Source organism: Lentzea sp. NPDC042327 (assembly GCF_040647275.1).
Classification (GTDB): domain Bacteria; phylum Actinomycetota; class Actinomycetes; order Mycobacteriales; family Pseudonocardiaceae; genus Lentzea.
In genome coordinates, this window is record NZ_JBEZBX010000017.1 from 104,521 (window position 1) to 118,434 (window position 13,914).

The 13,914-nt window shown below is 70.6% G+C and carries 14 protein-coding genes; 6 read left to right on the forward strand and 8 right to left on the reverse strand.

Going from position 1 to position 13,914, the window contains the following annotated elements; all coding sequences use genetic code 11:
• Window positions 1-2: 2 nt before the first annotated feature.
• Entirely contained in the window at window positions 3-503 is a 501-nt protein-coding gene (locus tag AB0A63_RS33815) for a winged helix-turn-helix domain-containing protein (protein WP_360398462.1), read from the reverse strand.
• A gap of 54 nt (window positions 504-557) precedes the next feature.
• Between AB0A63_RS33815 and AB0A63_RS33820 the strand changes: the two genes are divergently transcribed.
• Window positions 558-1,799, forward strand: a complete 1,242-nt coding sequence (locus AB0A63_RS33820) for an MFS transporter (protein WP_360398464.1) — start codon at window positions 558-560, stop codon at window positions 1,797-1,799.
• A complete protein-coding gene (locus AB0A63_RS33825; protein ID WP_360398466.1) occupies window positions 1,792-2,673 on the forward strand; it encodes an SMP-30/gluconolactonase/LRE family protein in 882 nt (293 codons plus the stop codon). The genes AB0A63_RS33820 and AB0A63_RS33825 overlap by 8 nt, the downstream gene beginning before the upstream one ends.
• Before the next feature lie 27 nt (window positions 2,674-2,700).
• Here the strand turns inward: AB0A63_RS33825 and dapF are convergent, their stop codons facing one another.
• Genes dapF through AB0A63_RS33840 form a run of 3 tightly spaced genes read right to left on the reverse strand, consistent with a single transcriptional unit; the run spans window position 2,701 to window position 5,089 of the window.
• On the reverse strand, window positions 2,701-3,516 hold the full coding sequence (dapF, locus tag AB0A63_RS33830) for a diaminopimelate epimerase (RefSeq protein WP_360398468.1): 816 nt from the start codon (window positions 3,514-3,516) through the stop codon (window positions 2,701-2,703).
• Entirely contained in the window at window positions 3,504-4,412 is a 909-nt protein-coding gene (gene miaA, locus AB0A63_RS33835; RefSeq protein WP_360398470.1) for a tRNA (adenosine(37)-N6)-dimethylallyltransferase MiaA, read from the reverse strand. The genes dapF and miaA overlap by 13 nt, the downstream gene beginning before the upstream one ends.
• Entirely contained in the window at window positions 4,409-5,089 is a 681-nt protein-coding gene (locus AB0A63_RS33840; RefSeq protein ID WP_360398472.1) for a class III extradiol dioxygenase subunit B-like domain-containing protein, read from the reverse strand. Before AB0A63_RS33840 ends, miaA begins: the two co-directional genes overlap by 4 nt.
• Window positions 5,090-5,259: 170 nt before the next feature.
• Between AB0A63_RS33840 and AB0A63_RS33845 the strand changes: the two genes are divergently transcribed.
• Window positions 5,260-6,612 carry a DUF349 domain-containing protein gene (locus AB0A63_RS33845; RefSeq protein WP_360398474.1) on the forward strand — a complete coding sequence of 451 codons (1,353 nt, stop codon included), beginning with the start codon at window positions 5,260-5,262 and terminating at the stop codon, window positions 6,610-6,612.
• A 175-nt stretch (window positions 6,613-6,787) separates the two neighbouring features.
• Here the strand turns inward: AB0A63_RS33845 and AB0A63_RS33850 are convergent, their stop codons facing one another.
• Entirely contained in the window at window positions 6,788-7,255 is a 468-nt protein-coding gene (locus tag AB0A63_RS33850) for a hypothetical protein (RefSeq protein WP_360398476.1), read from the reverse strand.
• Entirely contained in the window at window positions 7,252-8,727 is a 1,476-nt protein-coding gene (gene miaB, locus AB0A63_RS33855; protein ID WP_360398606.1) for a tRNA (N6-isopentenyl adenosine(37)-C2)-methylthiotransferase MiaB, read from the reverse strand. Before miaB ends, AB0A63_RS33850 begins: the two co-directional genes overlap by 4 nt.
• Before the next feature lie 178 nt (window positions 8,728-8,905).
• On the opposite strand from miaB, the gene AB0A63_RS33860 reads away from it, so the two are divergent.
• Window positions 8,906-9,823 (forward strand): TAXI family TRAP transporter solute-binding subunit, encoded by a 918-nt coding sequence (locus AB0A63_RS33860; protein ID WP_360398478.1) that lies wholly within the window; start codon window positions 8,906-8,908, stop codon window positions 9,821-9,823.
• A gap of 84 nt (window positions 9,824-9,907) precedes the next feature.
• On the opposite strand, the gene AB0A63_RS33865 is transcribed toward AB0A63_RS33860, so the two are convergent.
• Both AB0A63_RS33865 and AB0A63_RS33870 read right to left on the reverse strand, forming a co-directional pair.
• Entirely contained in the window at window positions 9,908-11,293 is a 1,386-nt protein-coding gene (locus tag AB0A63_RS33865; protein WP_360398480.1) for a HAMP domain-containing sensor histidine kinase, read from the reverse strand.
• Between the two features lie 72 nt (window positions 11,294-11,365).
• Complete coding sequence (locus AB0A63_RS33870) at window positions 11,366-12,043, reverse strand: response regulator transcription factor (RefSeq protein WP_065913426.1); 678 nt, start codon at window positions 12,041-12,043, stop codon at window positions 11,366-11,368.
• Between the two features lie 159 nt (window positions 12,044-12,202).
• Between AB0A63_RS33870 and AB0A63_RS33875 the strand changes: the two genes are divergently transcribed.
• Together AB0A63_RS33875 and AB0A63_RS33880 are read left to right on the forward strand one after the other, a co-directional pair.
• On the forward strand, window positions 12,203-12,931 hold the full coding sequence (locus AB0A63_RS33875; RefSeq protein ID WP_360398608.1) for an amino acid ABC transporter ATP-binding protein: 729 nt from the start codon (window positions 12,203-12,205) through the stop codon (window positions 12,929-12,931).
• Window positions 12,932-12,971: 40 nt separating this feature from the next.
• A complete protein-coding gene (locus tag AB0A63_RS33880; RefSeq protein ID WP_360398482.1) occupies window positions 12,972-13,871 on the forward strand; it encodes a glutamate ABC transporter substrate-binding protein in 900 nt (299 codons plus the stop codon).
• Window positions 13,872-13,914: the final 43 nt, after the last annotated feature.

Below are 13,914 nucleotides of genomic sequence, written 5' to 3' on the forward strand. Positions count from 1 at the left end.
CGTCAGTCCCCCGGATACACCGCGAGGTAGATCGCCACACGGGGAACGTCCGGTCTGACCGGTTGCGCGGCCAGCTCATCCATCAACGCTGCGAGCCGCTGCTTTAGTTCCTCGGGGTCGACGGTGACGACCAGACGGCTCTGATCCACGTCACTGAGCCCGATGTCGGCGACCTCGCCGAGGAAAGCGTGCAACATCGCCTCGCCGACGGCCACCATGTTTTCGCTGTTGTCGAGCTCCCGTGACAATCCGGTCGACCGGTAGGGGATCTCCTTCGCGCCCCGGTTGCCCGCGCGCGGGGGCATCGCCTCCATGAACCCGGCGGCGACGAGCTTGCGCACGTGGTGCAGCGTCGTGGCCGGGTCCTTGCCGAGGCGCTGCGCCAGCTCCTTGTTGGTGAGGGGGCGCTCGAACGTCATGCGGATCATCCGCAGCCGCAGGTCGGAGCTGAGCGCGGCGGCCTCCTCGCTCGTCGCGGGACGCCGGTCCTTGTAGAGGGGCACGGGCGCAGTCTAAGTGATTGACAGTTTCCAATCACTGGGCGCAGACTCGCCGCCATGACGCTTTGGGGGCATCGGGACTTCCGCAGGCTGTGGGCCGGCGACACGATCAGCCAGTTCGGGTCGACGATCGGCCTGACGGTGATCCCGCTGCTCGCGGCGGGGGTGCTGAACGCGACTCCGTTCGAGATGGGCCTGCTGGCGGCGGCGGGCACGATGGCGTTCCTGCTGATCGGGCTGCCCGCGGGCGTGTGGGTCGACCGGGTGCGCCGCAAGCCGTTGATGATCGCGATGGACGTCGCCCGCGCCGTGCTCATGCTGAGCGTGCCGGTGGCGTGGTGGCTGGGCGTGCTCGACCTGCCGCAGCTGGTCGTCGTGAGCCTGGCGGTGGGCGTGTGCACGGTGTTCTTCGACGTGGCCTACCAGTCGTACCTGCCATCGCTGGTGGGGCGCGACCAGCTCGTCGAGGGCAACTCGAAGCTGCAGGCCAGCATGTCGGTCGCGGAGGTCTCGGGGCCCGCGATCGGCGGGTACGTCGCGCAGTTCCTCGGCGCCGCCAACGGCGTGCTCGCGACCGGCGTGGGCTACCTGAGCTCGGCGTTCTTCCTGTTCCGGATCTCCGCGGTGGAGCCGGTGCCGCACCGGCACGCCACGCCGGACCTGCGCCGCGAGGTCATGGAGGGGCTGCGGTTCGTCTTCGGCAACGTGAACCTGCGCGCGATCGTGGCCTGCACCGGCACGTCGAACTTCTTCCACGGCGTCCAGAACGCCGTGCTGGTCCTCTTCCTGCTGAACGTCGCCGGGCTCAGCGAGGGCACCGCGGGGCTGGTGCTGAGCGCAGGCGGCGTCGGCGGCGTGGCCGGCGCGGCGGTGGCGTTCCGGCTGGGCACGGTGTTCGGGCAGGCCAGGATGATCTGGCTCGTGCCCGTGCTGACCTGGCCGTTCACCTTGGCGCTGCCGTTCGTCTCCGGCGGCTGGGGGCTCGTGCTGCCGATGGTGGGGCTCGCGATCTCGGTGTTCGGCGTCGTCGTCTACAACGTGGGCCAGGTGAGCTACCGGCAGGCGATCTGCCCCGACCACCTGCTGGGCCGGATGAACGCCTCGATCCGCTGGGTGGTGTGGGGTGCGACGCCGCTGGGCGCGCTCACCGGCGGTGCGCTCGGGTCGTGGATCGGCGTGGTGCCGACGCTGTGGGTCTCCTTGGTCGGCGCGGTGCTCGGGATGGTGTGGCTGCTGGTGTCGCCGCTGCGGTCTATGCGGGACCTGCCGGCCGCTACTAGCGTCGACGCCCATGGCTGACACGACGGTGCTGCGGGACGGTCTGCACTTCGGCGAGGGACCGCGGCGCGGCCCCGACGGTCGCCTGTACTACTCGGACTTCTACGCGGGCGAGGTGCACGCGCTCGACCTCGCGTCCGGTGCGGACGAGGTCGTCGTCGCCTTCGACGGCCAGCCGTCCGGGCTCGGCTGGCTGCCCGACGGCCGGCTGCTCGTCGTGTCGATGCTCGACCGCACCGTGCGGCGGCTGGAAGGCGACGACCTCGTCCTGCACGCCGATATATCGGATATCGCGAGCTACCACGCCAACGACATGCTCGTCGACGACGAGGGCCGCGCCTACGTGGGCAACTTCGGCTTCGACCTGCACGGGCTGATCGACGAGGTCGGCCTGCCGCGGTTGCTCGAACCGGACTTCGTCCCGCAGGGCGCGGCGCTCGCGCTGGTGCGGCCCGACGGGTCGGTCTCCGCCGCCGCCGAGGACCTCAAGTTCCCGAACGGCATGGCGCTGCTGCCCGACCCGACCGGTGAGTCGGAGAGCGGCAACATCCTCGTCGTCGCGGAGACCGTTGCGTTCAAGCTCACTTCGTTCGCGGTCGACCGCAACGGATCGTTGCACAACCGCGGGACGTGGGCGGAGGTGGCAGAGCTCGGCATCGCGCCCGACGGCATCGCCGGCGACGGGGACGGCGTGTGGGTGGCGCCGTCGGTGCAACCGGCGGTGTTCCGGGTGACCGAGGGCGGCACGGTCACGCACCGGGTGGAGACGACGCAGAACTGCTTTGCCGTCGCCGTCGTCGGCGACAAGCTCGTCTGCCTCACCGCACCCGACTCGCACCCGAACGTGGTCAGGGCGGAACGGCTCGGCCGGGTCGAGGTCTGCGACCTGAGGTGAACCGGAACTGATATATCGGATATCGCCCTAGGCGAGGGCGTCCCACCACGACTTGTCGAGCTCACCGCGTGCCACGAACACCGCGGGACCGGTGAGTGTCGACGTCGTCGGCTCGATCGTGACGATGACCTGGCCGCCGAGGACGTCGACGGTGGCCGAGCCGGTCGTCCTGCCCTGACCGGCGAGCCACGACGCGACGGCCGCGACGGTGCCGGTGCCGCAGGAGCGGGTCTCGCCGACGCCGCGTTCGTGGACGCGCATCTTCAGCGCACCGCGGGTGGTGCCGCCGGAGCCGGCGTCGAGGACGTTGACCAGCTCGACGTTGACGCCGTGCGGGAACATCACCGGGTCGTGGCCGGGCGGGACGGTGAGGTCGAAGCCGTCGACCGGGACGTCGGTGACGCAGGCGAGGTGCGGGTTGCCGACGTCGACCGCGAAGCCGCCGATGCCGTGGCCGTCGACCGCGGCGATGGAGGTGCCGGTGACGCGCGCCGGGCCCATGTCGTTGGTGACCGAGCCGTCCGGGTGCGTGGTCACGGTCCGGTCCCCCGCCCGCGTGGCGACGACGAACGTGCCCTGCGGCTGGTGGCCCGCGTCGACCAGGTAGCGGGCGAAGACGCGCAGGCCGTTGCCGCACATCTCGGCGATGGAGCCGTCGGCGTTGCGGTAGTCCATGAACCACTGGCCGTCGGTCCGCACGACGCGCAGCACGCCGTCCGCGCCGAGGCCGCGCTGCCGGTCGCACAGCGCCTGCACGCGCGCCACCGTCAGGTCCAGCCGGTCGTCGAGGTCGGGCAGGACGACGAAGTCGTTCTCCGTGCCGTGCCCCTTCAGGAACTCCACGGCACCAGGTTACCGGCGGCCGCCACCAGGTCGGGGCGCGCACCGTCCAACCAGGTGATGCGCTGGTCGCGCCGGAACCAGGACCGCTGCCTGCGCACGAACCGGCGGGTGGCGCGCTTGGTCTCCTCGGCGGCGAAGTCGATCGTGCAGGCTCCGTCCATCGCGGACAGCACCTGCTGGTAGCCCAGCGCCCGCGAGGCGGTCCTGCCGTCGCGCAGGCCGAGCTTCACCAGCGCGCGGACCTCGTCCTCCAGGCCCGCCTCGAACATCAGGTCCACCCGCCGGTCCACGCGCGCGTCCAGTTCGGACACCTCGCGGTCAATGCCGATCTGGACGGTGCCGTAGCGGGCGGGACCGGGCTTGGGCAGGTTCGCCGAGAACGGCTGCCCGGTCAGCTCGATGACCTCCAGCGCGCGCACGATGCGGCGGCCGTTCGACGGCAGGATCGCGATCGCGGCGACCGGGTCGAGCTCCCGCAGGCGCCGGTGCAGCACCTCGGGGCCGGCCGAGGCGAGCTCGGCCTCGAACCGCTCGCGCACGGCGTCGTCGGTGCCGGGGAACTTCAGGTCGTCGAGCACGGCCTGCACGTACAGCCCCGAGCCGCCGACGAGGACCGGCGTGCGTCCGGCGGCCAGGAGGCGTTCGACCACGGCGCGGGTCTCGCGCTGGTAGGCGGCGACGGAGGCGGTCTCGGTCACGTCGAGCACGTCGAGCAGGTGGTGCGGGACGCCGCGGCGGTCGGCGAGGGGCATCTTGGCCGTGCCGATGTCCATGCCGCGGTAGAGCTGCAGGGCGTCGGCGTTGACGACCTCTCCCCCGAACCGCTCGGCGAGGGCGACGGCCAGGTCGGACTTGCCGGTCGCGGTGGGGCCGACGACGGCGATCGGACTGATCACGGGCGCTCCCAGACTGCGACGTGGTAGCCCACGCCGAACGGTGCGAAGAACTCGGCGCTCGCGCAGCGCCACGGACCGGGCACGCCGGCGAGGACCTGCCACGCCGCGCGGCCCTGCGCGCCCAGCTCGCGGGCGAGGCCGGGGTCGAGTGCGAGCAGGCCGGCGGTGTCCGCGGCGGCCAGCAGGCGGTGGACGTGCTCGTCGAACGGTCCCGAACGCCCGTCGTCCGAACCGGGTGAGCGCGGGCCGTGACGGGTGGAGCCGTCACCGAGGACGAGCAGACCGCACTCCTCGTCCGCGAGCTGCCGTCCGAACGAGACGCAGTCGGCCGCGGACCAGCCGGGCGGGACGAGCTCGACGCGTGACACCTCGACCGCGCAGCGTTCCCTCAGCCACGCGGTGACCAGCACCGGCAGCGGCAGCCGGGGGTCGGCGGGAGCATCACCCCCGAGGGTCACCGGCACGTCGACCCCGTAGCCGAGAAAAGTTCCCGACAGCGGCGGCCGGTACGTCGCCCGGCCACCGGCGTCGACCGCGACAGCGATCCACGGACCAGGCAACTTCCCTGCCGCGGCAACGGTTGCGGCTCGCACGGGGGCGGTTTCTGCGGCGGCTCCGGCGACCAGTTCTGGCACCAGAAGCGGCGGGTGCGGCACCACCGCGGCACGGGTGATCACGACGAACCAGGCTACCTATCGTGGACTCCCAGTACCGAGTCGAGCCCTGACCTGTTTGAATGCGCGCGGGGAACTGGGGACGGGAGACCCTCCAGCGCCCGTATTGCATCGGCCCCGCCGCTGGCGGGGCGCTCGTGGCTGGCACGGGCGTCAGATGGGAGGAACCGGCGATGTCGGAGCAGGACAGCACACCGGAGACCGTCGCGGTCGCGACCGAGGTCGAGACCGTCACCGAGGTCGAGGGTGGAGTCGAGGAAACGCCGAAGGAGACCGCGGCGGCAACGCCTCCGGCCGTCCCCGTGGCGTCGGACCACCCTGACCGCTGGGGGCGCGTGGACGCCGACGGCACCGTTTACGTGAAGACCGAGGACGGCGAGCGCGCCGTCGGGTCGTGGCAGGCGGGCGAGCCGGTCGAGGGCCTCGCGCACTTCGCGCGCCGGTTCGACGACCTGCGCACCGAGGTCGAGCTGCTGGTGACGCGGCTCGCGTCCGGTGCCGGCGACCCGAAGCACGCCCTGACCAGCGCGAAGCACGTCAAGGAGCAGCTCGCCGAAGCCGCGGTGGTCGGCGACCTGAAGGCGCTGGCCGCCCGCGTCGAGCACGTGCTGGAGCGGGCCGAGGCGGGCATGGAGAAGGCGAAGGAGGCCAAGGAGGCCGCCCGCGCCCAGTCCGTCGCGCGCAAGCAGGCGCTGGTCGACGAGGCCGAGTCGATCGCGAACGAGTCGACCCAGTGGAAGGTCGCCGGCGACCGGCTGCGCCAGATCCTCGACGAGTGGAAGACCATCCGCGGCGTCGACCGCAAGACCGACGAGCAGCTGTGGCGCCGGTTCTCGAAGGCCCGTGACGCGTTCAACCGCCGTCGCGGCTCGCACTTCGCGGACCTCGACCGGCAGCGTTCGGTGGCGAAGTCCTCCAAGCAGTCCCTCGTCGAGGAGGCGGAGAAGCTCGTCGACTCCGACGACTGGGGTGCCACGGCCGGTCGCTACAAGGAGCTCATGGTCGAGTGGAAGGCCGCCGGGCGTGCGCCCAAGGAGGCCGACGACGCGCTGTGGCAGCGCTTCCGCGCCGCGCAGGACGCGTTCTTCCAGAAGCGCTCCGAGGCCTTCAGCGAGCGGGACGCCGAGTTCACGGCCAACGCGAAGCTGAAGGAGGAGCTGCTCGCCGAGGCCGAGACGATCGACCCGTCGGGCGACCTCGAGGCGGCCAGGGCACACCTGTACAAGATCCAGGAGCGCTGGGACGCCATCGGCAAGGTGCCGCGCGAGCGGATCCGCGAGCTCGAGGGCAAGCTGCGCTCGATCGAGGAGAGGGTGCGCGGCGCGGTCGACGCCCAGTGGCGTCGCTCCGACCCCGAGGCCGAGGCCCGCGTGGCGCAGTTCCGCGAGCGCGTGGAGCAGTTCGAGGCGCAGGCCGCCAAGGCCCGTGCCGCGGGCGACAAGCGCCGCACCGAGCAGGCAGAGGCGCAGGCCGCGCAGTGGCGTGAGTGGCTGGCCGCCGCTGAGCAGGCGCTGGCGACCCGCTAGTCAGGTTTGACGCACCGAGGGGCCCCTCCCATGCGGGAGGGGCCCCTCCCATGCGGGAGGGGCCCCTCGGTGCGTTCAGCGGGCAATTCGCCAGCGTTGGCTCACGTCGTCGAGGCACTCTCCCGGCCTCCGCGTTCACCTTCGAGGCAAGAGGAAGCCGGGACCGTGCACCCGCTCAGAGCTGCGGCGGGCGGGACGCGGCCATCCGCAGCCACTTCACCAGCAGCACCAGCACGGCGACGACGGCGATGGTCAGGCCGAGGCCCGGACCGGGGCCGATCGTCTTGTTGCTGGTGGTGGTCTGCTGGGTCCAGATCGACAGCACACCGGTGACCGACGCCGCGAACAGGCCCAGCGAGCACACCCACGCGAGCGTCCAGCGGCGCACGGCGAGCGTGAGGCCGGAGCCGACCACGCCGACGCCGAGGGCGAGGAACGCGAACAGGCGCGGCAGGAACGTCTCGGACTCGCCCAGCACGACCTGCAGGCCGGTGTGCTCGCCGACCCACGGCAGGATCAGCGAGACGAGCAGGGCGAGCACCGCGATGGAGATCGTCAGCGCTCCGGTGCCGGGGTCGATGCGGCGGGCGGCGGTGCGTTCCACCTCGTCGATCTCCCTGCGCAGGTACTCCTCGTCGCTCACTGGGCAGCACATCCCGACACGGCGACGGGCAGCGGGGCCGGCTTGCCGAACGACGGCAGGCCCAGGCCGACGCCCTGGGTCTTGGGCTTGAGGCCCGCCTCCGACCGGTCACCCGCCCTGGTGCGGCGCCACGACAGCGGTTCGCCGTCGGCGACCAGGTAGTGCGGGGCGGCGTAGGTGACGACGGTCTCGACGACGTCACCGGGGCGCGGGGCGGTGGTGCCGGGCGTGAAGTGCACGAGCCGGCCGTCGCGGGCGCGCCCGCTCATGCGGTGGGTCTCGGCGTCGCGCTTGCCCTCACCGGTGGCGACCAGGACCTCGACGGTGCGGCCGAGCTGCTCGGTGTTGAGCGAGTGGGTCATCTCGTTCTGCACCGCGACGAGGCGGTCGAAGCGTTCCTGCACGACGGCCTTCGGCAGCTGGTCGGGCAGGTCGGCGGCCGGGGTGCCGGGGCGCTTCGAGTACTGGAACGTGAACGCGGAGGAGAACCTGGCCCGGCGCACCACGTCGAGGGTGCCCTGGAAGTCCTCCTCGGTCTCGCCGGGGAAGCCCACGATGATGTCCGTGGTGATCGCGGCGTCCGGCATGGCGGCGCGGACCTTCTCGATGATGCCGAGGTACTTCTCGGTGCGGTACGAGCGGCGCATCGCCTTCAGCACCCGGTCCGAACCGGACTGCAGCGGCATGTGCAGCTGGTGGCACACGTTCGGCGTCTCGGCCATGGCGGCGATGACGTCGTCGGTGAAGTCCTTGGGGTGCGGCGAGGTGAAGCGCACCCGTTCGAGGCCGTCGATCTCGCCGCAGGCGCGCAGCAGCTTGCCGAACGCGAACCGGTCGCCGAACTCGACGCCGTAGGAGTTGACGTTCTGCCCCAGCAGCGTCACCTCCAGCACGCCCTCGTCGACCAGCGTCTGCACCTCGGCGAGCACGTCGCCGGGACGGCGGTCCTTCTCCTTGCCGCGCAACGACGGCACGATGCAGAACGTGCAGGTGTTGTTGCAGCCCACCGAGATCGACACCCAGCCCGAGTAGGCGGAGTCGCGGGCGGCCGGCAGCGCCGACGGGAACGTCTCCAGCGCGTCGAGGATCTCGACCTGCGCCTCCGAGTTGTGGCGGGCGCGTTCGAGCAGCACCGGCAGCGAGCCGATGTTGTGCGTGCCGAACACGACGTCCACCCACGGGGCGCGCCGCACGATCTCGCTGCGGTCCTTCTGCGCCAGGCAGCCGCCGACGGCGATCTGCATGCCGGGCTTGGCCGCCTTCTGCGGGGCCAGGTGCCCGAGGGTGCCGTAGAGCTTGTTGTCGGCGTTCTCGCGCACCGCGCAGGTGTTGAAGACGACGACGTCGGCCTGCTGGTCCTCAGCGGCCCGCTCGTACCCGGCGTCCTCCAGCAGACCGGCGAGCCGCTCGGAGTCGTGCACGTTCATCTGACACCCGAACGTGCGGATCTGGAAGGTCTTCTGAACCTGCACCGTGCTCACACCGACACGATAACGCCTGGTCAGCAGCCCCTCTCCGGCGGACCGGACGCGCGGGCGCCCACGTCCGCCCTGACCAGGGGTTACCCGTTGACCACCGGTGAGCTGGTGAGACGGCTACCAACCTTTCGTCGGGTGCAGGCGGCGAACGTCCGCGTGGCACGATGCGCTGGTGCTGGGACGAGTGCATGCCGCCGTGAGCCTGCTGGCCGCCGCAACGGTCCTGACGGGCTGCAGCAGCACGCTCGAGGACGTCAAGATCACGATGGCGACCGGCCCGCAGGGCGGCGTCTACTACTCCCTGGGCAACGGCCTGGCCGACGCCTGGAGCGGGCGGCTGGGCATCGCGCGGCCGCAGGTCGTGGTGACGAACGGGTCGAAGGACAACGTGCTGCGCCTGGTCAACAACCAGGCGCAGGTCGGGTTCTCGCAGGCAGACGCCATCGAGGACGTGCCGGGCGGGTCGAAGCTGCGGGCGCTGGCCCGGATGCACGACGACTACCTGCAGGTGATCGTGCGGGCCGACCTGCCGGTGACGCGGTTCGCCGACCTGGCCGGGCTGCGGGTGTCGATCGGCGCCAGGGAGTCGGGTGTCGAGATCATCGCGAACAGCCTGCTGAAGGCGACGAACGTGAAGCCGCAGCAGCAGCTGAACCTCGGCCTGGACGCCTCGGCGGACGCGATGCGGGAGGGCAGGCTCGACGCGTTCTTCTGGTCCGGCGGCCTGCCGACCGGGAGCATCACGCGGCTCACCAGGGACCTCCAGGTGCGGATGCTCGACCTGAAGGACGTGCTGTCGTCGTTCCGCGAGCAGTACCCCGCCTACGGCTCGGCGACGCTGCCCGCGTCCATCTACAACCTGCCGTCCGGCCCGGTCATCACGCTCGTGGTGCGCAACTTCCTGCTCGTCACCGAGTCCATGCCCGACGACGTGGCCGAGGCGCTGGTCCGGCAGTTGTTCGAGGCGCAGCCGGACCTGGTGAAGGCGCATTCGGCGGCGCGCACGATAGAGCAGCGGTCGGCGATCGAGACGTCGCCGGTGCAGCTGCACCCCGGTGCGGTCCGGTACTACCGCGACTTCAAGGTCTGAGCAGCAGCAACGCAGCTCCGCGATATCCAATATCCGATGTTCTAAATATTGGATATCGGATATCAGCTGCCCGTATATTGGATATCAGATGGCCGGTAGCTCGATCACGACCTTCAAGCCGCCGTCCTCTGGCGACTCCAGGCGGACGGTGCCGTTCACGCGTTCGACCACCAGCCGGACGATCGACAGCCCCAGACCGGAGCCGGGGACGTTCTGGTGGGCGGGGCTGCGCCAGAACCGGTCGGTCGCCCGGTCCAGCTCGTCGGGCTGCAACCCGGGGCCGTGGTCGGCCACCGACAGGCGGACGACGTCGCCTTCCTTGCGGACGTCGACGATGACGAGCGTGCCCTCCGGGGTGAACTTGAGGGCGTTGTCGAGCAGCGCGTCGAGCACCGTCTCGACACCGCGCGGCGGGGCGAGGGCCATGCCGACGGGCTGGCCGTCGAGCACGAGGTGGACCTCCTTCGCGGCCGCGGCGGCCTGCCACGCGGACAGCCGGGCGGCCACGGACCTGTCGACGTCGACCGGCACCGGGTCCACCGAGCTCGACTCGGTGCGGGCCATGGCGAGCAGCTCGTCGAGGATGCGGTTGAGCCGGTCGGTCTCGCTCAGCGCCTCGACCTGGTGCACCTCGGCCTCGGCGTCGACGTGTCCCTCCAGGTTGGACAGTCGCAGCTTCAGCGCGGTCAACGGGTTGCGCAGCTGGTGCGAGGCGTCGGCGACGAAGGCGCGTTGCGCGGCGAGCACATCGCTGACGTTCGCGGCCATCTGGTCGAACGACCGGCTGAGCTGGCGCAGCTCCGGCGGACCGCTCTCGGCCCCCACCGGCGGCACCGGGCGGCCGGCCACGACGGCGGCGAGGAGCTTGCCGGTGGCGTCGTCGAGTGCCTGCACCGGGCGCAGCGTCCAGCGGACCACGGGCAGTGCCAGCAGCACCGCGAGCGCCAGCACCAGCAGGCTCGCCGCGAGCAGCAACGCCCACCAGGCCAGGATCTCGAAGCGGGTCTTCGACGTCGGCGAGAACGTGATCACCGCCCCGCGCACCTCGCCGTCGACCAGCACCGGCTCGGCGAGCACCACCTGGGTGTCGCTCCACGGCATGAAGAACGGCGGCGCCACCGGCAACCGGCCCGCCAGCGCCTTGCCGATCAGCTCCTGCACCGCCGGGTCGCCCAGCGCGAGGTCGTTGCGCGAGGCCACCAACGGCACCGTCGGCGCGTCACGGGCGACGACCGCGACGCCGATGCCGTAGATGTCGTCGTAGCGCTGGAGCTCGGGCAGCATCAGGTGCGGCCGGTCGTCGATCAGCGGTCCCTGCGCGAGCGAGGCGAACCGGCTGGTGTCGGTCAGCCGGTCGAGGAACATCTCCTGCTGCTCCGCGGTCGCCACGCCACGGCCCAGCGGCACGCCGAGACCGACGAGCACCAGCACGATCAGGGCGAGCACCACGCCCAGCAGTCGAGACCTCACGGTGGGTCACCCAACCGCGAGGGGACGCACCCGCGAAAGACGCGGCGACCCAGATCACACCAACTCACGCGCTCACGACACCTGACCCAGCCGGTACCCGACGCCGCGCACGGTCTCGAGCAGCGCGGGCCGGCCCAGCTTGGTGCGCAACGTCGCGACGTGCACGTCCAGTGTCCTGTTCGCACCCGACCACGTCCGCCCCCACACCTCGGCGAGGATCCGCTCCCGCGTGCACACCGCCCCGCCGGCCGCCATGACGAGCGCGAGCACCTGGAACTCCTTGCGCGAAAGAGCCACGGATTCACCCGCCACGGTGACCTCGTGGCGGCCCAGGTCGACGCGGACGTCGCCGGTCTCGAACACCTCCGTCGACGACGAGCCGGGCGCGACCGGGTCGGCACCGCGGCGGCGCCGCACCGCGTGCACCCGCGCGACCAGCTCCCCCACGTCGTAGGGCTTGACCAGGTAGTCGTCGGCCCCCGCGTGCAGGCCGAGGATGCGGTCGTCGATCTCCCCGCGGGCGGACACCACGATGATCGCCACGTCCGAGGCCGCTCTGATGGCACGGCACAGCGTCACGCCGTCCATGTCGGGCAGGCCCAGGTCGAGCAGCACCACGTCGACGCCCGCGAGACGGTCGAGGGTGCCGCGGCCGGTGGCCTGCCGGTCCACGTGGAAACCCCGTCTGGTCAGGGCCGGTACCAGCGCCTCCGCGACCCGGTCGTCGTCTTCGACCAGCAGCACGCGCACTTTCGCTACCTCCCGGGCAACCGATGTCTGCCTGTGACAGAGTTGAGACCCTAAGTCTTGCTCAATGCCCTGGACTGCTGTGGTGGCGGACACCTAGGTTTCCGCCAACGCCGACGACCCCTCATGGAGGACTGGATGACTGCCGCCTCTACCCCGCCGATGATCCGTGTGGCGGGTGTGGACAAGTTCTTCGGCCCGCTGCACGTGCTCAAGAACGTGCAGCTGGAGGTGCCGAAGGGGCAGGTCGTGGTCGTGCTCGGGCCGTCGGGTTCCGGCAAGTCGACCCTGTGCAGGACCATCAACCGCCTCGAACCGATCGACTCCGGTGTCATCGAGGTGGACGGCCAGCCGCTTCCCGCGGAGGGCAAGGAACTGGCTCGCCTGCGTGCCGACGTGGGCATGGTGTTCCAGTCCTTCAACCTCTTCGCGCACAAGACCATCGTCGAGAACGTGATGCTCGCGCCGGTCAAGGTGCGCAAGACCCCGGCCGCGGAAGCCCGCAGGACCGCGATGGAACTGCTCGAGCGCGTCGGCATCGCGAACCAGGCCGACAAGTTCCCTGCTCAGCTCTCCGGTGGTCAGCAGCAGCGCGCGGCGATCGCCCGTGCGCTCGCGATGAAGCCGAAGGTGATGCTGTTCGACGAGCCGACCTCCGCTTTGGACCCCGAGATGGTCCAGGAGGTGCTCGACGTCATGACCGGCCTCGCGAAGGACGGCATGACGATGCTCGTGGTCACCCACGAGATGGGCTTCGCCCGCAAGGCCGCAGACCGGGTGATCTTCATGTCCGACGGTGAAGTCGTCGAGGATTCCACCCCGGAAGAGTTCTTCTCGGCCCCGAAGTCCAACCGCGCGAAGGACTTCCTTGGCAAGATCCTGACTCACTAGTAGTCAGCTCACTTTTCGAACGAATGGCAGGAGAAGGACGATGAGGGTTCGCGCCCTTACGGCGGTACTGCTGGCGGGTGGCCTCGCCCTGACCGCGTGTGGCAAGGAAGGCACCGGCACCGACACGGCGGCGGCACCCGCCGGCGTCTTCGAGGTGGCCAAGGACGTCAAGGTCGAGGGCTCGCCGACGTTCGACAAGATCAAGTCGCGTGGTTCGCTGGTGGTCGGCGTCAAGGAGGACCAGCCGGGCCTGGGCTTCAAGGACCCGACGACCAACAAGTACACCGGCTTCGACATCGACATGGCGAAGCTGATCGCGGCGCAGCTGGGCTTCGACCCCGCGTCGAAGGTCGAGTTCAAGACGATCCAGTCGGCCGCCCGCGAGCAGGCGATCATCAACGGGGACATCGACTACTACGTCGGCACGTACTCGATCACCGCCGCCCGCAAGGAGAAGGTGTCCTTCGCCGGCCCGTACTACATCGCGGGCCAGGACCTGCTGGTGAAGAAGGACAACTCCGCCATCACCGGTCCGGACACCATCAAGGACAAGAAGGTCTGCTCGGTCACGGGCGCGACGCCGGCCAAGAAGCTGCGCGAGGACAAGCTGGTCCAGCCCGACACCAACGTGGTCGAGCTGCAGAGCTACTCGCTGTGCGTCACGAAGCTGCTCGACGGTGAGATCGACGCGGTCAGCACCGACGACGCGATCCTCAAGGGCTACGCGGCCGCCGAGCCGGACAAGCTGAAGGTCGTCGGCAAGACGTTCTCCACGGAGAAGTACGGCATCGGCCTGCCGAAGGACGACAAGGCGCTGCGCGACAAGGTCAACGAGATCCTCGAGAAGTCGCTGTCCGACGGCAAGTGGGACGACATCTACAAGAACACGCTGGGCAAGTCGGGCTCTGAGGGCAAGCACCCGACCCTCGAGAAGTACTGACGTTCCTCTGTGGCCGGTGGACTCGCACGGCGGGTTCACCGGC

What these genes read in the sequence shown, in the direction of transcription:
- AB0A63_RS33820 (WP_360398464.1), top strand. Translation starts at nt 558, where the DNA reads ATGACGCTTTGGGGGCATCGGGACTTCCGCAGGCTGTGGGCCGGCGAC.
- AB0A63_RS33825 (WP_360398466.1), top strand. Translation starts at nt 1,792, where the DNA reads ATGGCTGACACGACGGTGCTGCGGGACGGTCTGCACTTCGGCGAGGGA.
- AB0A63_RS33845 (WP_360398474.1), top strand. Translation starts at nt 5,260, where the DNA reads ATGTCGGAGCAGGACAGCACACCGGAGACCGTCGCGGTCGCGACCGAG.
- AB0A63_RS33875 (WP_360398608.1), top strand. Translation starts at nt 12,203, where the DNA reads ATGATCCGTGTGGCGGGTGTGGACAAGTTCTTCGGCCCGCTGCACGTG.
- AB0A63_RS33880 (WP_360398482.1), top strand. Translation starts at nt 12,972, where the DNA reads ATGAGGGTTCGCGCCCTTACGGCGGTACTGCTGGCGGGTGGCCTCGCC.